The sequence below is a fragment of the Herbiconiux sp. genome, assembly GCF_004297105.1.
GTDB lineage: Bacteria > Actinomycetota > Actinomycetes > Actinomycetales > Microbacteriaceae > Herbiconiux.
The window spans coordinates 52,931-76,622 of the sequence record NZ_SCVE01000002.1; the positions used below are offsets into that span (position 1 = coordinate 52,931).

The 23,692-nt window shown below is 68.7% G+C and carries 21 protein-coding genes; 17 read left to right on the forward strand and 4 right to left on the reverse strand.

The window, feature by feature from the left end; translation table 11 throughout:
• The first annotated feature begins 37 nt into the window (after positions 1–37).
• Together EPO52_RS00890 and trpS are read left to right on the forward strand one after the other, a co-directional pair.
• Positions 38–874, forward strand: coding sequence for an exodeoxyribonuclease III (locus tag EPO52_RS00890; RefSeq protein WP_290800665.1), 837 nt, complete (start codon positions 38–40; stop codon positions 872–874).
• Between the two features lie 64 nt (positions 875–938).
• Positions 939–1,952 carry a tryptophan--tRNA ligase gene (gene trpS, locus EPO52_RS00895; RefSeq protein ID WP_290800667.1) on the forward strand — a complete coding sequence of 338 codons (1,014 nt, stop codon included), beginning with the start codon at positions 939–941 and terminating at the stop codon, positions 1,950–1,952.
• Between the two features lie 110 nt (positions 1,953–2,062).
• Here trpS and EPO52_RS00900 read toward each other — a convergent pair whose 3' ends face one another.
• The gene (locus EPO52_RS00900) at positions 2,063–3,256 is read right to left on the reverse strand and encodes an FUSC family protein (protein ID WP_290800669.1); all 1,194 of its coding nucleotides are present in this window, start codon (positions 3,254–3,256) and stop codon (positions 2,063–2,065) included.
• Positions 3,257–3,290: 34 nt separating this feature from the next.
• On the reverse strand, positions 3,291–3,803 hold the full coding sequence (locus EPO52_RS00905) for a GtrA family protein (RefSeq protein WP_290800671.1): 513 nt from the start codon (positions 3,801–3,803) through the stop codon (positions 3,291–3,293).
• 155 nt (positions 3,804–3,958) lie between these two features.
• Here EPO52_RS00905 and EPO52_RS00910 point away from each other — a divergent pair, with 155 nt between their 5' ends.
• From EPO52_RS00910 to ribH, 5 genes are all read left to right on the forward strand, one after another.
• A complete protein-coding gene (locus EPO52_RS00910) occupies positions 3,959–4,720 on the forward strand; it encodes a polyprenol monophosphomannose synthase (RefSeq protein ID WP_290800673.1) in 762 nt (253 codons plus the stop codon).
• Between the two features lie 322 nt (positions 4,721–5,042).
• Positions 5,043–6,110, forward strand: coding sequence for a bifunctional diaminohydroxyphosphoribosylaminopyrimidine deaminase/5-amino-6-(5-phosphoribosylamino)uracil reductase RibD (gene ribD / locus EPO52_RS00915; protein ID WP_290800675.1), 1,068 nt, complete (start codon positions 5,043–5,045; stop codon positions 6,108–6,110).
• Between the two features lie 3 nt (positions 6,111–6,113).
• The gene (locus EPO52_RS00920) at positions 6,114–6,818 is read left to right on the forward strand and encodes a riboflavin synthase (protein ID WP_290800677.1); all 705 of its coding nucleotides are present in this window, start codon (positions 6,114–6,116) and stop codon (positions 6,816–6,818) included.
• On the forward strand, positions 6,815–8,131 hold the full coding sequence (ribA, locus tag EPO52_RS00925) for a GTP cyclohydrolase II (protein WP_290800679.1): 1,317 nt from the start codon (positions 6,815–6,817) through the stop codon (positions 8,129–8,131). The genes EPO52_RS00920 and ribA overlap by 4 nt, the downstream gene beginning before the upstream one ends.
• 27 nt (positions 8,132–8,158) lie before the next feature.
• Positions 8,159–8,641: a 6,7-dimethyl-8-ribityllumazine synthase gene (ribH, locus tag EPO52_RS00930; protein ID WP_290800681.1), complete on the forward strand. Its 483-nt coding sequence runs from the start codon at positions 8,159–8,161 to the stop codon at positions 8,639–8,641.
• Positions 8,642–8,876: 235 nt separating this feature from the next.
• Here ribH and EPO52_RS00935 read toward each other — a convergent pair whose 3' ends face one another.
• The gene (locus EPO52_RS00935; protein ID WP_290800683.1) at positions 8,877–9,689 is read right to left on the reverse strand and encodes a PfkB family carbohydrate kinase; all 813 of its coding nucleotides are present in this window, start codon (positions 9,687–9,689) and stop codon (positions 8,877–8,879) included.
• 158 nt (positions 9,690–9,847) lie between these two features.
• Between EPO52_RS00935 and EPO52_RS00940 the strand changes: the two genes are divergently transcribed.
• The 7 genes from EPO52_RS00940 (at position 9,848) to EPO52_RS00970 (ending at position 19,174) form a co-directional block, all read left to right on the forward strand.
• Positions 9,848–11,209, forward strand: a complete 1,362-nt coding sequence (locus EPO52_RS00940; protein WP_290800685.1) for an MFS transporter — start codon at positions 9,848–9,850, stop codon at positions 11,207–11,209.
• A 29-nt stretch (positions 11,210–11,238) separates the two neighbouring features.
• Positions 11,239–13,095 (forward strand): ABC transporter ATP-binding protein, encoded by a 1,857-nt coding sequence (locus tag EPO52_RS00945; protein WP_290800687.1) that lies wholly within the window; start codon positions 11,239–11,241, stop codon positions 13,093–13,095.
• A gap of 146 nt (positions 13,096–13,241) precedes the next feature.
• Positions 13,242–14,585 (forward strand): amidohydrolase family protein, encoded by a 1,344-nt coding sequence (locus tag EPO52_RS00950; RefSeq protein WP_290800689.1) that lies wholly within the window; start codon positions 13,242–13,244, stop codon positions 14,583–14,585.
• Positions 14,578–15,960, forward strand: a complete 1,383-nt coding sequence (locus tag EPO52_RS00955; protein ID WP_290800691.1) for an NtaA/DmoA family FMN-dependent monooxygenase — start codon at positions 14,578–14,580, stop codon at positions 15,958–15,960. The genes EPO52_RS00950 and EPO52_RS00955 overlap by 8 nt, the downstream gene beginning before the upstream one ends.
• A 141-nt stretch (positions 15,961–16,101) precedes the next feature.
• Positions 16,102–17,355: an extracellular solute-binding protein gene (locus tag EPO52_RS00960; RefSeq protein ID WP_290800693.1), complete on the forward strand. Its 1,254-nt coding sequence runs from the start codon at positions 16,102–16,104 to the stop codon at positions 17,353–17,355.
• The gene (locus EPO52_RS00965) at positions 17,352–18,302 is read left to right on the forward strand and encodes a sugar ABC transporter permease (RefSeq protein WP_290800695.1); all 951 of its coding nucleotides are present in this window, start codon (positions 17,352–17,354) and stop codon (positions 18,300–18,302) included. Before EPO52_RS00960 ends, EPO52_RS00965 begins: the two co-directional genes overlap by 4 nt.
• Positions 18,299–19,174: a carbohydrate ABC transporter permease gene (locus tag EPO52_RS00970; protein WP_290800697.1), complete on the forward strand. Its 876-nt coding sequence runs from the start codon at positions 18,299–18,301 to the stop codon at positions 19,172–19,174. Before EPO52_RS00965 ends, EPO52_RS00970 begins: the two co-directional genes overlap by 4 nt.
• Before the next feature lie 43 nt (positions 19,175–19,217).
• Here EPO52_RS00970 and EPO52_RS00975 read toward each other — a convergent pair whose 3' ends face one another.
• Complete coding sequence (locus tag EPO52_RS00975) at positions 19,218–20,363, reverse strand: LLM class flavin-dependent oxidoreductase (RefSeq protein WP_290800699.1); 1,146 nt, start codon at positions 20,361–20,363, stop codon at positions 19,218–19,220.
• A gap of 117 nt (positions 20,364–20,480) precedes the next feature.
• On the opposite strand from EPO52_RS00975, the gene EPO52_RS00980 reads away from it, so the two are divergent.
• Genes EPO52_RS00980 through EPO52_RS00990 form a run of 3 tightly spaced genes read left to right on the forward strand, consistent with a single transcriptional unit; the run spans position 20,481 to position 23,666 of the window.
• Positions 20,481–21,755 (forward strand): LLM class flavin-dependent oxidoreductase, encoded by a 1,275-nt coding sequence (locus EPO52_RS00980; protein ID WP_290800701.1) that lies wholly within the window; start codon positions 20,481–20,483, stop codon positions 21,753–21,755.
• Positions 21,748–22,752 (forward strand): adenosine deaminase, encoded by a 1,005-nt coding sequence (add, locus tag EPO52_RS00985; RefSeq protein WP_290800703.1) that lies wholly within the window; start codon positions 21,748–21,750, stop codon positions 22,750–22,752. The genes EPO52_RS00980 and add overlap by 8 nt, the downstream gene beginning before the upstream one ends.
• Positions 22,749–23,666 (forward strand): LLM class flavin-dependent oxidoreductase, encoded by a 918-nt coding sequence (locus EPO52_RS00990; RefSeq protein WP_290800705.1) that lies wholly within the window; start codon positions 22,749–22,751, stop codon positions 23,664–23,666. The genes add and EPO52_RS00990 overlap by 4 nt, the downstream gene beginning before the upstream one ends.
• The last annotated feature ends 26 nt before the right edge of the window (positions 23,667–23,692 follow it).

The window sequence follows — 23,692 nt, forward strand, 5'->3', positions numbered from 1 at the left end:
ACGAAACGCCGTCGGTGGCGGCCAGTACAGTAGAACCATGCCCCGCAAGCCCCTCAGAATCGCCTCGGTCAACGTCAACGGCATCCGCGCCGCCTTCCGCAACGGCATGGGCGAGTGGCTCGATGGCCGGGGTGTCGACATCCTCGCTCTGCAAGAGGTGCGCGCCCAGACGGAGGACATCGAGAACCTCGTCGACGACGGCTGGAACATCCTGCACGACCCCGCCACCGCCAAGGGCCGCGCGGGTGTGGCGCTGCTCAGCCGCGACAAGGCCAAGATCCACCGCGTCACCTTCGGCCCCGACGACTTCGACAGCGCGGGTCGCTGGCTCGAGGCCGACTACGAGTGGGGCGACAAAGTCGTCACGGTGGTCTCCACCTACGTGCACTCCGGCGAAGACGGCACGCCCAAGCAGGTGGAGAAGTACAAGTTCCTCGACGCGATGGAGCAGCACCTGCCCGCCCTCCGCGAACACAACCCGCTCGCCGTCGTGGTGGGCGACCTGAACGTGGGCCACCGAAAGATCGACATCCGCAACTGGCGCGGCAACCAGAAGAAGGCAGGCTTCCTGCCCACCGAGCGCGCGTACTTCGACCGCTTCGTGGGCGCCGAAGACGACCCCGGGTACAACGCCGGCGCGGGTCTCGGCTGGGTCGACCTGCACCGCCGTTTCGAGGGCGAGGTCGAAGGCCCCTACACCTGGTGGTCGCAGCGTGGCCACGCCTTCGACAACGACACCGGATGGCGCATCGACTACCAGCTGGCCACGCCCGAGCTCGCCGCATCCGCCGTCAGCTACACCATCGACCGTGCGGCCAGCCATGACGCGCGCTGGAGCGATCACGCGCCGGTCGTGGTCGACTACTCCCTCTGAATTCATTGCTACGCCGCCGCTGCTGCGGCGCAGCGTTCCTCCCGAACCGTGAAAAGACGAACCCATGACTGAAACCAAACCGCGCCTGCTCTCCGGCATGCAGCCCTCGGCCGAGTCGCTGCACCTCGGCAACTACATCGGTGCCCTGCTCAGCTGGAAGGCCCTGCAGGAGACTCACGACGCGTTCTTCTTCCTCGCCGATCTGCACGCCATCACCGTGCCGCAAGACCCGGCCGAGCTGCGCGCCAACACCCGTCGCACGATGGCCCAGTACATCGCCGCCGGCATCGATCCGTCGAAGTCCACGCTGTTCGTGCAGTCGCACGTTCCGGCGCACGCCGAGCTCGCCTGGATCCTGAACACCCTCACCGGTTTCGGCGAGGCCGCCCGCATGACCCAGTTCAAAGACAAGGCGGCGAAACAGGGGCAGGATGCGGCATCCGTCGGCCTGTTCACCTACCCCATCCTGCAGGCGGGCGACATCCTGCTCTACCAGGCCGTCGATGTGCCCGTGGGCGAAGACCAGCGTCAGCACATCGAGCTCACGCGCGACCTCGCCGCCCGCTTCAACTCGCGGTTCGGCGACACCTTCACGGTGCCGAAGCCGTACATCCTGAAGGACACCGCCAAGATCTACGATCTGCAGAACCCGACCTCGAAGATGTCGAAGTCGGCCGAGTCGGCCTCGGGCGTGGTGTGGCTGCTCGATGAGCCGAAGGTCACCGAGAAGAAGATCATGCGGGCCGTCACCGACACCGACGGCGAGGTGCGCTTCGATCGCGACACCAAGCCGGGGCTCGCCAACCTGCTCACGATCTTCGCCATTCTCGCGAACCGCTCGGTCGACTCCGTGGTGGAGGAGTTCGCGGGCGGCGGGTACGGCACGTTCAAGAAGGCGCTGGCCGAGGTCGTGGTGGGCACGGTGGCACCGATCCGCGAACGCACCCTCGAGCTGCTCGACGACCCGGCCGAGCTCGACCGCATCCTCGCCGTGAACGCCGACCGCGCCGCCGTCGTGGCCGAGGCCACGCTCGCGCAGGTCTACGACCGCGTCGGTCTCCTCCCGCGCCGCCGCTGAGGGGCGCCACGGCCCGGGGAGACGACGGACTTTCCCGCCCGAGACGGCGTGCCAGTCCGTCGACTGCCGGACACGCGCTGGATCTCCGTCGACCCCGCGCACGGGATGCGTCAGTGCGGGCCGTCGACGTCGGTCGCGCCCACGATCTCCTCGCGCACCCGGCGCAGGTCTTCGAGCAGCGAGCCGATGAGGATCCAGTGCGCCGGGTCGGGCACGATCGCCTGGATCGGCGCCGTCAGCGCCGGGCCGTCCCCCGCGAGACCGCCGTCGACCGTGAGCGTGTCCTCCTCTGCCAGTCGCGCGGATTCCGCCGCCGACAGCCCGGCGTGATCCATCACGAGCCGCAGATCGTGGGCCGCCCGGCGCAGCTCTTCGGCGATGGCGCGCGCAGTCGGCTCCTCGTGCAGTGTCTCGTCGAAGTGGTCGTTCACCGCCCGAGCCATGCCGAGCACGCGCGTCACCACGATTCCGAGCCGCGCCTGCAATGCGATGTCGGACGTGAGCCGCTCGCGGTGCCCCGAGCGGCGCGGGTTGAACCGCAGACTGTCTTCGGCCGCGTCCAGAGCCTTCTGGGCCTTCGCCTGCATGGGCCGGAGCAGGCGGGCCTCGACCAGGAGAGTGGTGCGGAAGGCGTCGTCCGTCGGTGCGGAGAGAGCGACCGCGAGCCCGTCCATCGTTCCGGCCAGCTCACGACCGAGCGCGGTCACGGCGTCGTGGGCCGGTTGCAGGGCGACGGGCGGAACGATCAGCCAGTTGATGAACACCCCGATGGCTGCGCCGATGATCGTCTCCAGGATGCGGGCAGCCGCATAACCGGGCGTCTGCGCCCCGATCGACAGCACCAGCATGGCGCTGATCGGGATCTGCACCGTCGATGACTGGGGAAACCGCAGCGCCCAGCCGAGCAGCAACGAGACGACGATCGCGGCCAGGATGAGCCAGCTCGGTGCTCCGAACACGAGCGCCGCGAGGTACGCCACCACGACGCCCATGATCACGCCGATCGACCGCTCGATGGCGCGGCTGAACGACTGGTTCACACTCGGCTGCACCACGATGATGGCGGCGATCGCCCCGAAGACGGGGATCTGGCCGGGTGCGATGAGCGAGCAGATCAACCAGGCCAGAACAGCGGATGCCGCCGTCTTCAGCACCTGCAGCAGCGAGGTGCGCGTCGAGATCTGGAAGGCGCGCGCGGGCGCGAGCGAGGCCCGGGCGGCAGCGGACCACCGGCCGGAACCCCGGGAGCGGGAACGATCGCCGTCGCCTCGACGGCGGGTGCCGTCATCCGGATGCGCGCTCATGCCTCCAGGGTAATGCGAGGCGTGTGGCGCGGCCTCAGAGGGCCGGAGACTTGCCCGCGGCGTCGACTCGCGGGTTCGTGGCCGGCGCGCGCACGCGGTGCTCACTGAACACCCACACCCGGTAGAGCACGAAGCGGAACACGGCACCGAGCGCGAGGCCGATGACGTTGCTCGAGATGTTGTCGGCGAGCAGCGAGGTGTAGCCGAGCACGTAGTGCGAGAACCAGAGGCACGCCAGGCCGATGCCCATGCCCACGATGCTCACCGCGAAGAACTCGATGCTCTCGCGCAGCATGTCGGCGCGGCGGCGGTCACGGAACGTCCAGTACCGGTTGCCCAGCCAGTTCACGAGAATCGCCAGAGCGGTGGAGATCAACTTGGCCATGATCGGACCCTGGTGCATGACCGCAGGGTCCATGATGGTGGTGCGCAGGAGGTTGAAGACACCGACGTCGACGACGAAGCCGACGCCTCCGACGAGACCGAATCGAATGAATTCCGTCGCGAGAATACGAAGGCGCGAGGGCGCGGCGGGGGTACTGCTCATGTATGGGCTACCGTTTCTGACGTGCGAAACTGAGAAGACTGTCTTTTCGTATCTTCCAGGTCAATGCTGAGCGTAACTGGGGAGAATGGACAGAAACCGTGGATACGCTGTCCAGCGGCGACTGAGGTTGTCGCCGGTGACTGAATGAGGAACGTGTGACGAAAACTGTCGTGGTGATACCGACCTACAACGAGATCGGCTCGATTGCCAGCGTGATCGACCGCATCCTCGCCACCGACGAAAGCGCGAATGTGCTGATCGTCGATGACAACTCTCCTGATGGTACCGGAGACCTCGTCGATCAGCTCGCAAGCGACGATTCGCGCATCCACATCCTCCACCGTACCGAGAAGAACGGGCTCGGCGCCGCCTACGGGGCGGGCTTCCGCTGGGCACTCGAGCGCGACTATGATTTCGTGGTCGAAATGGACGCCGACGGCTCGCATCAGCCGGAGGAGCTTCCCCGGCTGCAGGCTCTGCTGGCCGACGGCGCCGACATGGCCATCGGCACCCGCTGGATTCCGGGCGGAGTCATCAAGAACTGGCCGGCCTATCGCAAGCTGATCTCCCGGTCGGGCACGCTGTACGCCCGCATCCTGTTGCAGTCGAAGCTGCACGACCTCACGAGCGGCTACCGCGGTTTCCGCGCCGACTCCCTGCGCAGCGTCGACCTCTCCTCGGTGAACTCGCAGGGCTACTGCTTCCAGATCGAGATGGCCTGGCTCTTCGAACGCTCCGGCGCGAAGATGGGCGAATTCCCGATCACCTTCATCGAGCGCGAAGAGGGTGTGTCGAAGATGTCGACCGGGATCGTGGTCGAGGCTCTGGCGAAGGTCACCGTCTGGGGCCTGTCGAGCATCGTCGGCCGTGCGCCCGAGCGACTCGCCCTGCCGTCGGCCGGCGCCGAGGCCCGCTGACCGCGAAGTCGACCGCGAGGTCACGTCGCGTAAGGAATATCACCACGCCCAGGGCGTTGAGGTATAACTAGATAGAAGAAACGTGCTCCGGGGTCAGTGAGATTCTGAACCGGCGGTGACAGTCCGCGACCCGAGGGTGAGCTGCTCGCAGCGAATCCGAGGTTGAACCGGTGGAATTCCGGTACCGACGGTAATGGCGATGTCGTTCTGCGACACCTCCTCAGTCCGGATGGAAGGATGCACGGATGGGCCGCCTCGTCGAGGCGCGCGCATCGGCGTTCCTTGAGCGCATCCCCGGAGACCGTCGGAAGACGAGGACCGGATGAACGCAGTGACGACCGCGGTGGCCACCACCGAGCGCGCCGCGATGCACCGCGCCCTCGAGCTGGCCCTGAACGGCCCGCGGCACGGCGTGAACCCCCAGGTGGGCTGCGTCATCCTCTCCGCCGACGGCGAGGTGCTCGCGGAGGGCTGGCACGCCGGCGCCGGCACGCCGCACGCCGAGGTGGTGGCGCTCAGCGCCCTGGCCGATCCCTCGCTCGCCCACGGCGCGACCGCGGTCGTCACGCTCGAGCCGTGCAACCACCAGGGTCGCACGGGCCCGTGCAGCGAAGCGCTCATCTCGGCCGGCATCGCCCGCGTCGTCTACGCCGTCGCCGACCCCGGTCACCGGTCGTCGGGTGGCGGCGAGCGGATGCGTGCGGCCGGCCTCTCGGTCGAGCAGGGCCTGCTCGGCACCGAGGCGGAGGAGGCGATCCGCCCCTGGCTCACCGCCGTGCGACTCGGCCGCCCGTTCGTGACCGTGAAGTGGGCGTCGAGCCTCGACGGCCGCGCCGCCGCCGCCGACGGCACGAGCCAGTGGATCACCGGCCCCTCCGCCCGCGACGACGTGCACCGCCGCCGCGCGGAGGCCGACGTGATCGTGGTGGGCACGGGCACGATGCTCGCAGACGACCCGTCGCTCACGGCGCGGGACGCCGATGGCGGGCTGCGTGCCCACCAGCCCCGCCCCGTCGTGATCGGAACCCGCGAGGTTCCCGCCGGTGCACAGCTGCACGCGCATCCGTCGGCCCTGCGCCGCATCGAGGGCCACGATCTCGGGGCCGCCCTGGCCGAGCTGTACGACGACGAGGTGCGCTCGGTGTTCGTCGAGGGCGGGCCGACCCTGGCCAGCGCGTTCCTCGCGGCGGGGCTCGTCGACGAGGTGCTCGTCTACCTGGCCCCCACTCTGATCGGCGGACCGCGCACCGCACTGACCGACCTCGGTGTGGGCACGATCGGCGAGCAGATCGCGCTCACTCTCACGAGCGTGACGCGGCTCGGCGACGACCTGGCGATCGTCGCGCGACCGACCGCATCCGCCCCCACGACCCCCTCCCCGAAGGAGTAACCGATGTTCACCGGAATCATCGAAGAGCTGGGCGAGGTGCTCGCTCTCGAGCAGACCGCCGACGCCGCCGTCATCACCGTGCGGGCGCCCCTCGCGGTGAGCGATGCGCACCACGGCGACAGCATCTCGGTCTCGGGGGTGTGCCTCACCGTCATCGCCCAGACCGACGACACTTTCACGGCCGACGTGATGGCGCAGACCCTCAGCATGTCGACTATCGGGGGCCTCGCCGCCGGCGATCGGGTGAACCTCGAGCGCGCCGCCCGCGTGGGCGACCGCCTCGGTGGCCACATCGTGCAGGGGCATGTCGACGGCACCGCGACAGTCGTGAGCGTCACCCCGGGCGAGGCCTGGAGCGTGCTCCGGTTCTCGCTTCCCGACGACCTGGCCCCGCTCGTGGTCGACAAGGGCTCGATCTCGGTCTCGGGCGTCTCGCTCACGGTGTCCGCGGTCGGCCGTGACGCGGCAGGCGGGGGTGCCACCGCCGGTGGCCACTGGTTCGAGGTCTCGCTCATCCCGGAGACGCTCGCCGCCACCACCCTCGGCGCGCTCGTGCCCGGTGACCGCGTGAACCTCGAGACCGATGTCCTCGCCCGGCACGTCGAACGCCTCGTCTCCTTCGGCCTCGCGCCGAGCGCCGGGCCCTCCCCCCGCAGCACCCCCGCATCCGGGCCGGATGCCCTCACCTCCCCCGGAGGCAACTCATGAGCTTCTCACCGATCCCCGAGGTGCTCGACGCCCTGCGCGCCGGCAAGCCGGTTCTGGTCTCGGATGCGGCCGACCGCGAGAACGAGGGTGACGCCATCCTCGCCGCGGGCCTCGCCACCCCCGAGTGGATCGCCTGGATGGTGCGACACACCTCCGGCTACCTCTGCGCGCCCATGCCGAACGAACTGGCCGACCGGCTGGCCCTGCCGCTCATGGTGGCCAACAGCCAGGACACCCGGCGCACGGCCTACACGATCACGGTCGACGCGGCCGAGGGCGTCACCACGGGCATCAACGCCCACGACCGGGCGCACACGCTGAACCTCCTGGCCGACCCGGAGTCGACACCGGCGAGCTTCATCCGCCCCGGCCACATCATCCCCTTGCGCGCCGTCGACGGCGGCGTGCGCACGCGTGCCGGCCACACCGAGGCCGCGGTCGAGCTGGTGCGCGCGGCGGGCCTCGCACCGGTGGGCGTGATCGGCGAGCTGATGTCGGATGACGGCTCGGCGATGCAGCGCGACGAGCTCTTCGCCCTCGGCGAGCGCGACGGTCTGCCGGTGACCACGATCGAGATCCTCATCGCCTGGCTCGACGAGCAGGACGGTATGACCGCCGGCCTCACCCCGACCGCCGCCTCGGCGGAGAACGCCCCTTTGAGCATCCCCGAAGCCGCGGCCGTCGACCTCTCACCCGCCGACTCACCGCGGGTGCAGTTCGAGGTGGAGACCACCGTTCCCACCACGCACGGAGACCTCCGGATGCGCGCCTACCGCGACCTCGAGACCGGCGCCGACCACGTGGCGATCCTCTCCGGCGACCTCGGCCGGGGCTCGGAGAACGCCGCCCACCCCCTCGTGCGGGTGCACTCCGAGTGCCTCACCGGGGAGGCGTTCGGCTCACTCAAGTGCGAGTGCGGCCCGCAGCTCGACACGGCACTCGATCTGATCGCCGCCGAGGGAGGCGCCGTGATCTACCTGCGCGGCCACGAGGGCCGGGGCATCGGCCTGATCAACAAGCTGCGCGCCTACCGACTGCAGGAAGACGGCCTCGACACCTTCGACGCCAACGTGGCGCTCGGCCTGCCGGCCGACGCGCGCGACTACGGAGCGGCCGTGGCGATCCTGGAGGATCTCGGGTCGACCCGCATCCGTCTGCTCACCAACAACCCCGACAAGGTGTCGCAGCTCGAGGCGCACGGCATCGACGTGGTCGAGCGGGTTCCCCTCGTGGTCGGCGCGGGCGACTTCAACCAGCACTACCTGGACACCAAGCGCGACCGCATGGGGCACCTGCTGCCCTCCGCGCACTGACCCGTACCCCTACCGAAAGGATTCGCCATGAGCGGAGCAGGAGCACCGAACCTCGATCTCGACCTCGACGGAACCGGCCTGAACATCACCATCGTCGCCGGCACCTGGCACACCGAGATCACCGACGGCCTCCTGGCGGGGGCGCGCCGCACCCTCGAGGACGCCGGCGTGACGGTCTCCGAGGTGCGCGTCGCGGGCAGTTTCGAGCTGCCCGTCGTGTCGAAGGCCGTGCTCGAGGCGGGCGCCGACGCGGTGGTGGCCCTCGGCGTGATCATCCGGGGCGGCACGCCGCACTTCGAGTACGTGTCGGATGCGGCGACCTCGGGTCTCACGCAGGTCAGCATCCTCACCGGCAAGCCCGTGGGGTTCGGGGTGCTCACCCTCGACGACGAGCAGCAGGGTCTCGACCGCGCCGGTCTGCCCGGCTCGAAGGAGGACAAGGGCCGCGAGGCCGCGGAGGCCGCCATCACCACGGCCCTCACCCTGAAGGCGCTGCGCGAGCTGGCCTGAGGCACGGCCCCCTGCCGACTTGCCACAAGTTGTGGCACGTCGGCGTCGTGGGCCACAACGAGGGGCAAGCCGATCGCGTCGCTCGCACGAGCGAGGGTGCCACAAGCTGTGGCACGTCGGGGTCGTGGGCCACAACGAGGGGCAAGTCGATCGCGTCGCTCGCACGAGCGAGGGTGCCACAAGTTGTGGCAAGGCGACGCGGGTTGCCACAAGTTGTGGCAAGTCGACGCGGGTTCTAGGGCTGGGCGCCCACCCAGGAGACGGATGCGGCGGCCGCCGTCGAGGCGGCCTGCATCGCGTCGGGGTCGCTGAAGCCGGCCGCGAGCGCCGCCGCGAGCGTGCCGCAGAAGCAGTCGCCCGCGCCCGTGGTGTCGACCACGGCGGTGACCGCGCCCGCCGGCACCTCGTGCGACCCCCACCGCGAGCCGCGCGAGCCCAGCGTCACGAGCACCGACCGCGGCGAGGGCCCCTCCGCCTCGAGCAGCGAGTTCTCGTGCTCGTTCACCACGACGGGGTCGGCGAGGTCGAGGACGTCGGCGGGGAGCGACGCGTACGGCGCCAGGTTCAGGATGACGCGGGCCCCGCGGGCGGCCGCGATGCGCGCGGCCTCCGCCACCACGTCGAGCGATACCTCCAGCGAAGCCAGAAGGACGTCGCCGGGGGCGAGCGAGGCGAGCGGCGCCAGATCACCCACGGTCACGCGGCCGTTGGCCCCGGGCGACACGATGATGGTGTTCTCGCCGCGGGCATCCACCGCGATCGCCGCGTGGCCCGTGGCGATGCCGGCGCTGCGGGCGATGTGTGTCGTGTCGATGCCGTAGCCCGCCAGCCGGTGCAGGTAGGCATCGCCGTCGGCGTCGTCGCCGACGCGGCCGATGAACCCGACCTTCGCCCCAGCCCGTGCCGCCGCGATGGCCTGGTTGGCGCCCTTGCCTCCGAAGTGCTTCACGAGATCGCCCCCGAGGAGGGTCTCGCCCGGTTGCGGATGCCGCTCCACCTCCACCACCGAGTCGATGTTCAGCGAACCCACCACAACAACCGCGCCCACGCAGCACTCCCTCGTTCGACGTACCCCGTCATCCTAGAGCGGGCGTAAAGTGGACGTTTGCGAGTGACCCTCGCCTCCTGCCAACGACGGTGCCCCATCCGCGCCCGATCGGCGCCTTTTCGTGTTCCGCGTCATCATCCGAACTCCTGAAAGCCCCCATGTCTTCCTCAACGCTCGACGCCACGCAGAACACGCCCGGCACGGCGGACGCTCCTGCGAACACGCGCAGCCGCGTCATCCTCGCCAGCCTCATCGGCACCTCCATCGAGTTCTACGACTTCTACGTCTACGCCACGGCTGCGGTTCTCGTCTTCCCCACCCTCTTCTTCGCCAACTCCGATCCCACCATCTCGCTGCTGCAGTCGTTCGCCGTCTTCGGTGTCGCCTTCGTGGCACGCCCGGTGGGCTCGATCCTGTTCGGCCACTTCGGCGATCGCATCGGCCGCAAGCGCACGCTGGTGGCCTCGCTGCTCACCATGGGCATCGCCACCGTGCTCATCGGCTGCCTGCCCACCGGCACCACGCCCGGGTTCGAAATCCTCGCCCCGGCGTTCCTCGTCATCCTGCGCTTCTGCCAGGGCCTCGGGCTCGGCGGCGAGTGGTCGGGCGCGGCACTGCTCGCCACCGAGAACGCACCGAAGGGCAAGCGCTCCATCTATGGCACGTTCCCGCAGCTGGGTGCGCCGATCGGCTTCATCATCGCGAACGTGGTGTTCCTCATCCTGAGCACCACGCTCCCCCAGGACGCGTTCCTCGCCTGGGGCTGGCGCGTGCCGTTCCTCGTCTCCGCCGTGCTCGTGATCGTGGGCCTCTACGTTCGGGTGCGCCTCGTCGAGACCCCGGCGTTCCAGAAGGTCGTGGAGAAGGGCGAGGTGGCGAAACTCCCACTCGCCCGCGTGTTCAAGACCAGCTGGCGCCCGCTCATCCTGGGCACGTTCATCATGCTGGCCACCTACGTGCTCTTCTACCTGATGACCACGTTCACTCTCACCTTCGGCACCACCAAGACGGATGCCGCGGTCCCGGGTCTCGGCTACAGCCGCAACGACTTCCTCATCATGCTCGTGATCGGCTGCGTGTTCTTCGGCATCTTCACCCTCGTGTCGGGCCCCCTGGCCGAGAAGGTGGGGCGCCGCAACGCCCTCATCTGGACCACGATCGGCATCGCCGCCTTCGGTCTGCTCTTCGTACCGTTGTTCGCGGGCGGCTTCGTGGGCGTGATGGCGCTGCTCATCATCGGCTTCACCCTGATGGGGCTCACCTTCGGGCCGATGGGCTCCGAACTGCCCGAGCTGTTCCCGGCCAATGTGCGGTACACGGGATCGGCCATCAGCTACAACGTGGCGAGCATCCTCGGCGCGGCCGTCGCCCCGTTCATCGCGGTGGCGCTCTGGACGGCCGCGAACGGCAGCACGGCACTCGTGGGCAACTACCTCTCGCTGATGGCGCTCATCACCCTCACCGCGCTGCTCATCAGCAAGGAGAACAAAGACGTCGACTTCGCCGACCGCGTGAGCTGAGTCATCCGGAGTCCTGAGGAGAGAAGTCAATGAGTACCACCACGTCGTCCGCCCGCCCGGCTTCACGCGGATTCGGCCGCGGCCGCACCCCGGATGACGGGCCGCGCGCGAAGTTCAGCCAGCTGCTGCCGTTCCTCCTCGAGCACCGGAAGGTGCTGGGAGGCGTCATCGCGCTGAGCATCGTGGGCGCGGCGGCGAGCCTGGCCCAGCCGTTGCTGGTGTCGCAGGTCATCACCGTGGTGCAGGCCGGCGACCCCCTCGACATGCTCGTGTGGGCGCTCGTGGCGCTCGTGATCATCTCGGGGCTCATCTCGGGCTTCCAGCACTACCTGCTGCAGCGCACCGGCACGAGCGTGGTGCTCTCCGCCCGCCGCCAGCTGGTGCGCCGCATGCTGCGCCTCCCCATCAGCCAGTTCGACACCCGCCGCACGGGCGACCTCGTGTCGCGCGTCGGCTCCGACACCACGCTGCTCTACGCGGTGATCACCCAGGGTCTCGTCGACGCCATCGGCGGCTCGCTCGTGTTCGTGGGCGCGCTCATCGCGATGCTCATCATCGACCCGGTGCTCCTCGGCCTCACCGTGCTCGTGATCGCGGTCTCGGTGGTCACCGTGGTTCTCATCTCGGGCCGGGTGCGCACCGCGAGCCGCAAGCAGCAGGAGAAGGTGGGCGACCTCGCCGCGGCCGTCGAGCGCTCGATCAGCGCCATCCGCACCGTGCGGGCCTCGAACGCCACCGAGCGGGAGATCGCGGCCGTGGAGAAGGATGCCCAGGGCGCCTGGGAGCAGGGCGTCAAGGTCGCGAAGATCTCGGCCCTCGTGGTGCCGATCGCGGGCATCGCACTGCAGGTGTCGTTCCTGGTGGTGCTCGGCGTCGGCGGTTTCCGGGTCGCGTCCGGGGCGATCACGATCGCGAGCCTGGTGTCGTTCATCCTCTTCCTGTTCATGATGATCATGCCGCTCGGGCAGGCCTTCGGTGCCATCAACTCCACGAACCAGGCTCTGGGGGCGCTCGGCCGCATCCAGGAGATCGTCGACCTGCCGATCGAGGGGCAGGACGACCGCTTGATCGCCGCGCTCGCTCCCGCCGGATCGTCGAGCCCGGATGCTCCTGCCATCGAGTTCGTCGATGTGCACTTCGGCTACGACGAGGTGCGGCCGGCGGGTGACTCGTCCGACCAGGATCCGGTGGTCGACGAAGCGGAGACCGGAGTGCTGCACGGCGTGAGCTTCGCGGCGGCGCGCGGCCAGCGCACGGCGATCGTCGGTCCGTCGGGTGCGGGCAAGAGCACCATCCTGGCGCTGATCGAGCGCTTCTACGACACCGACTCGGGTTCGGTGCGCTTCGGCGGCGTCGACGTGCGTCAGCTCGACCGGGTCGAGCTGCGGTCGCAGATCGGCTACGTGGAGCAGGATGCGCCGGTGCTCGCGGGCAGCATCCGCCAGAACCTGCTGCTGGCCTCTCCCGATGCCACCGACGAGCAGTGCGTCGACGTGCTGAACGCCGTGAACCTCGGCGAAGTGCTGTCGCGCTCACCGGAGGGTCTCGACGCCGCCGTGGGCGAAGACGGCGTGATGCTCTCGGGCGGCGAGCGCCAGCGTCTCGCGATCGCGCGGGCACTGCTCGCCGCTCCCCCGGTGCTGCTGCTCGACGAGTCGACGTCGTCGCTCGACGGCCTCAACGAGCAGATGCTGCGGGGGGCCATCGACGCCGTGGCCGAGAACCGGTCGCTGATCGTGATCGCGCACCGGCTCTCGACCGTGGTCGACTCCGACCAGATCGTGGTGGTCGACCACGGCCGCGTCGTGGGGGTGGGCACACACTCGGAGCTCGTGGCATCGACGCCGCTCTACCGCGACCTGGCCAAGCACCAGCTGCTCGTCTAAAGCCTCCGAACCGCACGGATCCGGCCCGGGCGACGTGCCGCTCCCGCCAACATTCCGGATTGTTTCAGCACGGCTGGTGAGGCCAGGGAGCGACCGTCTAGGCTTCAGCGGACGCACGCCCGGTGCACCCCGCTGACTCGGAACCCATGACCGCCATCACTCTGCACCGCTCGCCGGTCGTCCTGCCCGTCGGGTCGCCGGCGATCCGCGACGGTGCAGTGGCGGTGAGTTCGAATCGGATCGTCGCGGTGGGTTCTCACGACGACCTCAGTGCAGAGTTCGGCGAATCGACGGGGTTCAAGCGCGTTGAATGGTCCGGCACCCTCACCCCTGGCCTCGTGAACGCGCACACGCACCTCCAGTACAGCGACATGGCCGCCGTCGGTCAGGGCCGCTACTCCGGGTTCGAGGACTGGTCGCGCTCGTTCCAGGCCGCCTACCTCGCGCCGCACGACTGGGCCGAATCGGCCGCCAGCGGCGCCCAGCAGGCCGCGCGCACCGGAACGACGGCTCTGGCCGACATCGTCACCGATCGGGCCGCCGGCCGTGCGCTGCACGACGCGGGACTCCACGGCATCACCTTCTGGGAGGTCTTCAACTGGAAGGCGGCCCGGTGGCGGGCCGAGGGCCGCGAGACGGTCGAGGCCGAAATCGACCGGATCCCCACGCCTCCCGTGGTCGGCCTGTCACCGCACGCGGTGTACTCCCTCGACACCGATGTGCTGCACGATCTCGTCGCCTGGTCGGCTGAACAGGGTCTGCGGCAGCACATCCATGCGGCCGAGGCCGCTTCGGAAGACGATTTCACTCGGACGGGTTCTGGCACGCTCGCCGAGCAGTGGCGACGCTATGGACACGCAGATCTCCAGCTGTTGAGCGGAGGCGGCTCGGGGCTCGGGGCCATCGCCTACCTCGACTCCGTCGGGGCCCTCGCACCCACCACCCACCTCGCCCACGGCATCTACGTCGACGCCGACGATCGTGCACTGCTCCGCCGGCGCGGCGTGACCGTGGCGCTGTGCCCGCGGTCCAACGCCGTGATCGGCCTCGAACCCCCACCCGTCGCGGCCTACCTCACGGAACACAGTCCCCTCGCGGTGGGAACAGATTCGCTCTCATCGTCGCCCTCGCTGAATCTGCTGGAGGACGTGGCGGCGCTGCATCGCCTCGCCCGAACACAGGGTTACCGCGGATCCGGACTGCACGAGAGGCTCCTCGAGGCGGCGACCCTCGGTGGTGCCCGCGCGCTCGGCCAGAACCGCGGCTCCCGAACTCCGGGAGCAGCACCCGGCGGCACCGGCGCCCTCGGCGTCCTCGAGCCCGGCGCGGCGGCCGACTTCGCCGTCTTCGCCACCGCGAGCCCCGACCCCCGCGATGCCCTGGCGGAACTCGTCGAAACGGGCACGACACCAACCACTGCGACCTACGTCGACGGGGAGCCTCTCTGGCTCGCAGCCGTCGCCGACGGAAAGGAGAACAGCCATGTCTGAGTCACGAAACCTGCTCTGGGGCCTCTACGAGCAGGCCTGTGTCGGAAACGGCTCGGGCGCCGTGAGTCTCTGGACGCATCCGGCCGACGAACGGTTGAAGTCGGTGGGCCTGCCGTACTGGGTCGATCTCGCCCGGCGATCGGAGGAGGCCGGGCTCGACCTCTTCTTCTTCGGCGATGTGCTCGGCCTCTACGACACCTACGGAGGATCGGCGGCGACCGCACTCGAGTGGGGAATCGAGATCCCGGCCCACGACCCCCTGCTGCACATCCCCGCGCTCGCGGCGGTGACCGATCACATCGCGTTCGGCGCCACGGTGTCGACCACGTACGAGCATCCATTCGCCCATGCGCGCCGCTTCAGCACCCTCGACCACCTCACCGCCGGCCGGGTGGCCTGGAACATCGTGACGTCGTACCTGCCGGGCGCCGCCGCGAACTTCGGGCTCGACGTGATCGCCCACGACACCCGATACGACCGGGCCGACGAGTTCCTCGATGTCGTGTACCGGCTGTGGGAGGGCAGCTGGGAAGATGGCGCGTTCCTCGGTGACAAGCAGGCGCGTCGCTTCGCGGATGCGTCGAAGGTGCACGAGATCGACTACCGGGGAACGCAGTTCCGGGTCGCAGGACCGCACCTCAGCATCCCGTCACCGCAGCGCACCCCCGTGCTGATCCAGGCGGGATGGTCCCCGCGTGGACGCGAGTTCGCCGCCCGTCACGCCGAGCTGATCTTCGTGGGCGAATCGGACCCGGTGAAGATCCGCGAGGGCCTCGCCGACATCCGTTCCCGCGCAGCGGAACTCGGACGCGACCCGTCGGAGATCCGCGCGGTCGTCGGGCTGAACCCCGTGATCGCACCCACCACCATCGCCGTGCAGGAGAAAATCGACGATTTCCAGTCGTACTACTCCGCCGAGGCGCAACTCGCGGCCTACGCCGGCTGGAGCGGGATCGACTTCACGAAGTACCGCGACGACGAACCGCTGGTGAAGCAGGAGACGAACCACACCCAGATCGCCGGCGCCCGGCCCGACACGCCTCCGCTGCTCGCGGGCGACGTGCGACGCCGCTTCAGCAGGGTAACGGCCTTCGCGGACGACCGGTTCATCGGCACCCCTGGCCAGGTGGCAGGAGAGGTCGAGCGGTTCGTCGAGGAGTCAGGGGTCGACGGCTTCCTGATCCACCAGTTCATCTCGCCCCGATCGCTCGACGACTTCACCGAGCTCCTGGTTCCCGAGCTGCGCAGTCGGGGCCTCTACGGCACGTTCCCAGCAGCCGGCACCCTGCGCTCCCGGCTGCGGTCGGATCGGGCCGACAGGCTGCCCGCCGATCACCCGGCCGCAGCCACGCGCGTCGGGCTGACTGGGTCATGACGGGCGATTATTACGGATTCTTTCGCTGTGTGTCGCGCGGATGACGACGCGCTCGCCGCTAGGACTGCTGGCATTCAGAATGAGGGTTCACAGCACAGGCGATGAACCCAGCATCCGCTGCCGAAAGGACTGACAGATCACATGAGCACCCTCCCGAGACGCACGCTCGCGCGCACCCTCTCCGTGACCGCTATCGCGGTGGCGGGTACCGTTCTTCTTGCCGGCTGCTCCGGTGGGAGCGACTCCCCCGCAGCCACCTCCGGGTCGTCGACCGATTTCGGCGGCGTGAAGCTCACGGTGTGGAACAACATCGACTACGACCCGTACCAGAGCCTCCAGGAGAAGTACTTCGCCGACTGCGCGACGCAGCTGAACATCGAGGTCGACAATCAGACGATCACCGGCGACTACACGTCCAAGCTGCTCCAGGCGGCATCGTCGAAGTCATTGCCCGACATCGCGCTGTTGAGCACGGATGTGCAGCTGCCGCTTCTGGCCTCGCAGGGTGTGCTCTCCGACTTGGGCTCCCTTGGCGTCAGCACCGACGGCCTCGAAGACAGTGTCGCCGCCCTCGGGCAGTACGACGACACCCTCTACGGCCTTCCGGTGCAGGTAGAGGACTACGCGCTGTTCTATAACAAGGACGCGTTCGAGGCCGCCGGCATCACAGAGCCACCCGCGACCTTCGCAGAGCTCGAGGCCGACGCCAAACTTCTCACCACCGCCGATCAGTACGGCGTCTCATTCGCCGGCAACGCCACCGACGGCGCCGCACCGGTGTACTTCCTGCCCTTCTTGCTCAGCGCCGGTGGCGACCCCGCCGACCCGACGAGCGATGGGGCCGTGGCCGCGGTCGACCTCTACAAGTCGCTCTTCGACCAGGGCAGCCTCTCGAAGGAGTTCGTGAACTGGGGCTGGGACGCCACCGACCAGTGGACCGGCGGTAAAGCCGCGATCACTGTGACCGGCCCCTGGCAGCTCGTGACCCCGACCGACTTCGAATACGGGATCGCGCCCTTCCCAACCGCGACCGAGGGTGAGGAGCCCAAGGTGGGCCTGCTCGGCTACGCCTACGGTGTCGCCTCGCAGTCCGACGAGAACAAGGCCAAGGCGGCCGCAGCACTCGTGCAGTGCCGCGCATCCGAGGAGAACCAGGTCGAGACGGCCGTGCAGGGTGGTTACATCCCGGCTCTGTCGTCGGCTCAGGCCGCCTTCGTCGAGCAGGTGCCCGGCGCCAAGCCCTTCGTCGACGCGGTTCCCACCGCCGTCAACACGGCCACTCTCGGCACCGACTGGAACACTCTGCAGCAGCAGTACGTCACCGCCCTTCAGGACGCCACCGTCAACGGTGTCAGCGCCCAAGAGGCTCTGACGAAGGCTGTCGCCGGTCAGTGAGTTCACTCACCGACGCCGCGCCGCGCCGCCCTGAGCAGTCTCGCCCCGGGCGGCGCGGCCTGTCGTTCACCGGGAGGAACCGGGCCGAGACTCTCGTGTTCCTGATCCCGGCCATCCTCTTCTTCGCGCTGTGCTTCGTGTTCCCTCTGGGTTACGGGGTCTACATGAGTACCACGGACTTCACCACAGGCACGTTCTTCACCGGCAAAGCTCCGTTCGTCGGTCTGGACAACTTCGTCGATATCTTCAGCACACCACTGCTCGGTAAGGCTGTGATCAACACCATCGTGATCACGGTGGTCTCCGTGGTGGTCGAGCTCGTGGTGGGCTTCGCCCTGGCCTTGCACTTCAACCGCCGCTTCCCCGGCAGCCGATGGCTCCCGATGCTGCTGCTCATCCCGTGGCTATTGCCGGCGGTCGTGGTGGGCACCATCTGGAAGTGGCTTCTCTCGGGCGACGGCGCCGTCAACGACATCCTGCACGCCCTCGGACTGCCGACGAACGCCTGGCTCGCCGACCCGTCGACGGCACTCTGGGCCGTGATCGCCGTCTCGATCTGGGGCGCCCTGCCCTATTGGGTGACCATCCTCGGAGCCGCACTCAAGCAGGTACCCGACGAGCAGCTCGAGGCGGCGCAGCTCGATGGTGCCGGCGCGTGGAAGCGGCTCATCCACATCATCATCCCGTCGGTCTGGCCCGTCATCTCCGTGCTGGTGGTGATGAGCATCGTCTACACCCTGCTCATCGTCGATCTCGTGCTCGTGCTGACCCAGGGCGGACCGGCCGACAACACCGTCACGCTCGGGCTGCTGTCGTACCGCTCGGCATTCCAGCTCTTCGAGTTCGGCAACGCCGGCGCCTACGGCATGGTGCTGCTCGTGATCAGTCTTCTGTTCGCCGGCATCTACACCTGGCTGTCCCGCCGGGGGGAGCGTCGCGAACAATGACCAGATCCGCAACGAACCCGGCGACGAGCACCGTGAAAGCGCGCCCGAGCGCGCGGCGACGCCGCACGAAGTGGGTCGGTATCGGGCTCACCGTGGTCAGTGTCGTGATTCTCGTCGTCTACCTCTTCCCGATCTACTTCATGGTCTCGGCGTCGCTGCAGCCCGGCGTGACCTCGGTGAATGTCGAGTGGCTGCCGAACACACCCCAGCTCGACGGCTACGCCACGGCGCTCGAGGAAGGACTGCAGAGCCTTCAGGTGAGCCTTATCGCTGCGCTCGGATCCGTCGTCGTGACGCTCTTCGTGGCGATCCCCGCCGCCTACGCCCTCAGCCGGGTGCGATCGCGTGTCGTCGATGTCGCCTTGGTCCTGCTCCTGCTCGCTCAGATGGTTCCCAGCATCGTGCTGGCGAATTCGTTCTACGCGATGTTCAACTCGTGGGGCATCCTGAACACCTACGCCGGCCTCATCATCGCGGACTCGACAGCGGGTGTGCCGTTCGCGATCATCGTGCTGCGGGCCTTCATGCTGCGCCTCGACCACGACATCGTCGAGGCGGGGAAGCTCGATGGCCTGGGACCGTTCGGCAGCCTGGTGCGCATCGTGATTCCCCTGTCACGAAACGCGATCATCACCGCGGGCGTCTTCACCTTCCTGTTCAGCTGGGGTGACCTGCTCTTCGGACTGACGGTCGTGACGCAGGCGCAGATGTATCCCGTGACGGTGTTCATTCTGGGTCTCACCAATTCCCAGGTCACGAACTGGGCGACGGTCATGGCGGCCTCGCTCATCGCGAGCGTTCCCGCTCTGTTCGTGGTGATCGGCGCGCAGCGCTACGTCAAGGCGGGCATCGCCGTGGGTGGCGGGCGCTGATACCGTCGGGATCCGTCAGGATCGGGGTGTCAGGATTGGGCCGTCAGGCGCTCCAGGCGTCGGCGAGGAGTTCATACGAGCGGATCCGGTCACGCACGTCGTGGGCCTGGGTGGTGATCACGAGCTCATCGGCGCCGGTCGCGCGCGCGAGTGCGTGAAGGCGATCGACGACGGTGGGAGGGGAGCCGACGATCCGGCTCTCGAGCCGGTCGGCCACGAGAGCGGCGTGCTGCGGTGTCCAGGGGAAACGAGCGAACGACTCCGGGCTCGGATACGGCTCGGCCGCGTACTGGGTGCGCAGCGTGTGCAGCCAGAGAGCGAACGGCGCCGCCAGCCGCTCAGCCTCGGCGTCGGACTCGCTCACGAGCACGTCGGCGGACACGGCGACGTAGGGGCGGCTGAGCTCTGACGAGGGAACAAACGCCGAACGATAGGCCTTCACGGTCTCGAGGATCGTCTGAGGCATCGAGTGGTAGTTCGCCCCGAATCGGAGGCCTTTGCGGCCGGCCACCTCGGCGCTGATGCCCGCCGAGCTGCCGTGAACCCACACATGGACGTCAGCGCCCTCCGCGGGGGTGGCCACCACCCGCACGCCTTCGCGAACTGCGGAGTCCCCGCGCAGGAAACCGAGGATGTCGGCCACCTGCTCTCCGAAGTCGGCGGGCGTACCGGGCGTGCGCGAGAGCAGCCGGTCATTCAGCCCGGCACGCACATCGACGAAAGGCACGACCGTGCGCGACGGGATGACGACGCCGTCGACGAGTCGGCTCGGTCCGACAGGGCCGACCTCGAGATCGCCCGAAGCCAGCCGCGCGTTCGTGGCACGGCCTCGCTCCCGCTGGTCGGGCGTCGGCCCTCCGCGGCCGATTCCCAGGTCGAAGCCGCGCCCACTGAGCGCCGCAATGGTGCCGCCGATCTCCGCGACCTGGAGCGGCGAGTGGTTGTCGACGACGATCACCGCCGTGCCGACACGGATGCGCTCGGTCGCCTGAGCGATCGTGGGCGCAAGAAGATAGGAGGCAGCTCCGGCGCCGCCCGGGTACAGGTGGTGCTCGGCCAGCCAGTACCGCCGGTACCCGGCCCGGTCCGCGTGTCGCGCGAGCTCGATCGACTCGGCCAGCGCCGCGGCAGGCGTGCTGCCTTCGGAGACCAGCACCAGGTCGAGAACGGAGAGGGGGATGTCGCTCATGAACGTATTCTCACCACCCGCCCATGATGTCAAACCAGCGGCGCGCGTCTGCTCCCCCGGTCACATGACGACATCTTGGAACCCCGTGCGACGTCGCTCTTCTAGGATCAGGGACCGATGAGCAACGCACGTCGACAGGTCCACCTGGGAGCGTTCTACCCGAACGACAACCACCACACGCTCTGGAGCCACCCGGATGCCGGCAGCCAGATCGAATTCGATGCATTCCGGCACTTCGCCCGCAGCGCCGAACGAGGTCTCTTCGACTTCGTGTTCCTCGCCGAGGCGAACTGGCTGCAGGAGCATCGCGGCCGGGTGATCGACCATGCCATCCTCGACAAGCCCGACCCGCTGACCGTTCTCGCGGGGCTCGCCGCCGAGACCGAGCGGATCGGGCTGGTAGCGACCGTGGGAACCACGTTCACCGACTCCTACGATGTGGCGCGGAGGCTGGCGGCGCTCCAGCACCTCTCCGGTGGGCGTGCGGGCTGGAACGTGGTCACCTCGCACACGAGCTTCGGCATCGGCGCCTCCACGAACTTCCGGCCCGACCGGATGGTGGCCCACGCCGACCGCTACCGTCAGGCCGACGCGTTCATCCGCGAGGTCGGGCGACTCTGGTCGGGCGCGGATCCGGATGCGGCCTTCGCCCCCGTGACGGGTGCGCGCCCCGCGATCGTGCAGGCAGGCGGCTCGGCCGAGGGCCGCGACCTCGCCGCCACCCACGCGGATGTGGTCTTTGCGGGACGGCGGAGCATCGAGGAGTCGCGCGCGTTCTGTGCCGACATCCGTTCACGGCGGCGCGCCGTGGGCAGGGACGACGAGATCGTGATCATGCCGAGCACCGCGTTCGTGCTCGGCGACACCCCAGCCGAGGCCGCCGAGCGGTTGCGCGAATGGCGCGCACTCGAGATGACTCCGCGGGTCGCCGCGTTCCTGCTCGAAGAGGTATGGGGGCACGACCTCAGCGACTTCGACGTCGACGGGCCGCTCCCCTCTTTCGATCCGGATTGGGATCACGCGTACGCGTTCACCCGCGGTCAGGTAGGCGGTGAGCGCGATGCCCGCGTGCTGGTGGCCGAGTGGCGGAGGGTCGCCGAGGAGCGATCACTGTCGACCCGCGAGCTACTGAGCGTGGTGCGGGCACGGCGCGACTTCGTGGGCACCCCTAAGCAGGTCGCCGACCAGATCAACCTCTGGGTACAGACGGAGGCGGCAGACGGCTTCGTCGTCAACCCGTCGGTGGTTCCGAGCGGCATGGACGATTTCGTGAACTCCGTGGTGCCCGAGCTGCAGGAGCTCGGGGTCTTCCGCGATTCGTACTCGGGGTCGTCTCTGATCGAGCACCTCCATCAGAAAACAGCCGAAGGCCGGGAGCCGCGCCATGAGTGAGCGCACGTACCCGAAGATCGAGTTGCACGTGCATCTGGAGGGAGCTGTGCGCCCCGCGACACTGTTCGAACTCGCACACCGCAACGGCGCGGCGCTTCCCGTCGACACCCTGCACGAACTGGAGCGGTTCTACGATTTCCGAGATTTCGACCACTTCATCGATGTCTGGACCCTCACCACGAATGTCATCACCACCGCCGACGACTTCAGGCAGGTAGTGGTCGACTACGCCCGGGAGGGGGCGGGTTTCGGCGTGGTGTACCTCGAAGGCATCTTCTCCCCGGGCCAGTACTACGCGCGCGGCATCGAGAGTCGCGCGCTGTTCGAGGGCTACACCGACGGGATCCAGGATGCCTACGAGCAGACCGGAGTGATCGTGCGACTGACCCCGGACATCGACCGCGAGAGCGAACCCGAGCTCAGTCGGCCGATCGTGGAGGACTCGATCCGGTTCCGTGACCGCGGGATCGTGGGGGTCGGGCTCGGCGGCCGGGAGCGCGCGGCACCCACCAGCGACTTCGCGGAGCTCTTCGCTCGTGCCCGCGACGGCGGACTCGCCTCCGTCCCCCACGCCGGAGAGGACGTGGGAGCCCCGTCGGTTCGCGAGGCCGTCGACCTGCTCGGCGCTGACCGTATCCGTCACGGATTCCGCGCCATCGAGGACCTCGATCTCATAGCGGAGCTTCGCGACCGCTCCATCGTGCTCGATGTGTGCCCCACCTCGAACCTGCGCACCCGGGTCGTCCCGCGCCTCGATGCTCATCCGCTTCCCACTCTGCTCGCGCAAGGACTGCAGGTGACGATCAACACCGACGATCCCGCGATGTTCGGCACCGACCTCGGCACCGAACACGCCTTCGCTCGATCGGTAGGGGCGGATCCGCGTCGGCTCTTCGACGCCGGCGTGGCCGGTCAGGTGGCGGGACCGGAGATGTCCGCGCACTTACGTGCGGTCGGTGTGTCCCACTGGGGCGAACCAGGAGGGGCACTGTCGTGACCACGGAGAAAAGGATGCTCGTGGGGCTCGTGCTGGACGGCGTGGGTGCCGACTCCACCGAGGGGTCCGAGAGTGTCGCGCGTCTCAGCGATGCCGCCACCCTGGCCGATCAGCTCGGATTCGACCTGATCGCACTCGACGATCCGCTGGCGCGGGCCGCCGACCGCACTTTCAGGCTCTCCGCGGTCGACGCGCTGGCCTTCCTGGCCCGGCGCACTCATCGGATCGGCCTGGTCGCCACCTCATGGAGCCACTACGCCGAGCCATTCCACGTGGCGAAGGCGATCGCCACGATCGACTTCATCAGCGGAGGGCGGGCCGGGCTGATCGTCGACCCGTCGCGCTCCGACGCCGCCGATCGCTTCTTCCCGGCCGCGAAGGACCTGTCTCCGATCCAGCGGCACGCCGAGGCGGCTGAATTCGTCTCCGTCGTGGGCGACCTCTGGGACTCCTGGGAAGACGGGGCCGAGATCCGCGACAGGGCGACGGGGCGCTACGTCGACAGCGCAAAGGTGCATCACATCGATCACGACGGCGCCTTCTTCAGGGTGAAGGGCCCGCTCATCACCCCGCGCCCGCCCCAGGGAAGGCCGCCGGTGTTCCTGGCCGACGACCGTGGGAGCGCGCGACTCGTCGTCAGCCCCGACCGGGGCCCGGCGACGGATCTCGTGCGTATCCGCGTCGATTCGGCCGAGGCGTTCGCCGAGGCCCTCGCCGCGGAATCCACTGCCGGCACCCGCGTGTTGCTCTTCCTCGTGGGGCCAGGCCTCATCGCGCCCCTGCTCCGCGACCTCCGGAACCGGGGAATCGCCCTCCCCGGCAGCCAGACCACGGCGGGCACGCATCTCGCAGAACGGCTCGGCATATCGTGGCAGCCGAGTCGCTTCGCGACACGGTCAGATGAGTTCGGATAGCAGCGCGCCCGTCGGCCCCGCCACGC

Bases quoted from the DNA above. Each gene is read 5' to 3' on its own strand.
- EPO52_RS00890 (WP_290800665.1), top strand. From the start codon at position 38: ATGCCCCGCAAGCCCCTCAGAATCGCCTCGGTCAACGTCAACGGCATC.
- trpS (WP_290800667.1), top strand. From the start codon at position 939: ATGACTGAAACCAAACCGCGCCTGCTCTCCGGCATGCAGCCCTCGGCC.
- EPO52_RS00900 (WP_290800669.1), bottom strand. From the start codon at position 3,256: ATGAGCGCGCATCCGGATGACGGCACCCGCCGTCGAGGCGACGGCGAT.
- EPO52_RS00905 (WP_290800671.1), bottom strand. From the start codon at position 3,803: ATGAGCAGTACCCCCGCCGCGCCCTCGCGCCTTCGTATTCTCGCGACG.
- ribD (WP_290800675.1), top strand. From the start codon at position 5,043: ATGAACGCAGTGACGACCGCGGTGGCCACCACCGAGCGCGCCGCGATG.
- EPO52_RS00920 (WP_290800677.1), top strand. From the start codon at position 6,114: ATGTTCACCGGAATCATCGAAGAGCTGGGCGAGGTGCTCGCTCTCGAG.
- ribA (WP_290800679.1), top strand. From the start codon at position 6,815: ATGAGCTTCTCACCGATCCCCGAGGTGCTCGACGCCCTGCGCGCCGGC.
- ribH (WP_290800681.1), top strand. From the start codon at position 8,159: ATGAGCGGAGCAGGAGCACCGAACCTCGATCTCGACCTCGACGGAACC.
- EPO52_RS00940 (WP_290800685.1), top strand. From the start codon at position 9,848: ATGTCTTCCTCAACGCTCGACGCCACGCAGAACACGCCCGGCACGGCG.
- EPO52_RS00945 (WP_290800687.1), top strand. From the start codon at position 11,239: ATGAGTACCACCACGTCGTCCGCCCGCCCGGCTTCACGCGGATTCGGC.
- EPO52_RS00950 (WP_290800689.1), top strand. From the start codon at position 13,242: ATGACCGCCATCACTCTGCACCGCTCGCCGGTCGTCCTGCCCGTCGGG.
- EPO52_RS00955 (WP_290800691.1), top strand. From the start codon at position 14,578: ATGTCTGAGTCACGAAACCTGCTCTGGGGCCTCTACGAGCAGGCCTGT.
- EPO52_RS00960 (WP_290800693.1), top strand. From the start codon at position 16,102: ATGAGCACCCTCCCGAGACGCACGCTCGCGCGCACCCTCTCCGTGACC.
- EPO52_RS00970 (WP_290800697.1), top strand. From the start codon at position 18,299: ATGACCAGATCCGCAACGAACCCGGCGACGAGCACCGTGAAAGCGCGC.
- EPO52_RS00975 (WP_290800699.1), bottom strand. From the start codon at position 20,363: ATGAGCGACATCCCCCTCTCCGTTCTCGACCTGGTGCTGGTCTCCGAA.
- EPO52_RS00980 (WP_290800701.1), top strand. From the start codon at position 20,481: ATGAGCAACGCACGTCGACAGGTCCACCTGGGAGCGTTCTACCCGAAC.
- add (WP_290800703.1), top strand. From the start codon at position 21,748: ATGAGTGAGCGCACGTACCCGAAGATCGAGTTGCACGTGCATCTGGAG.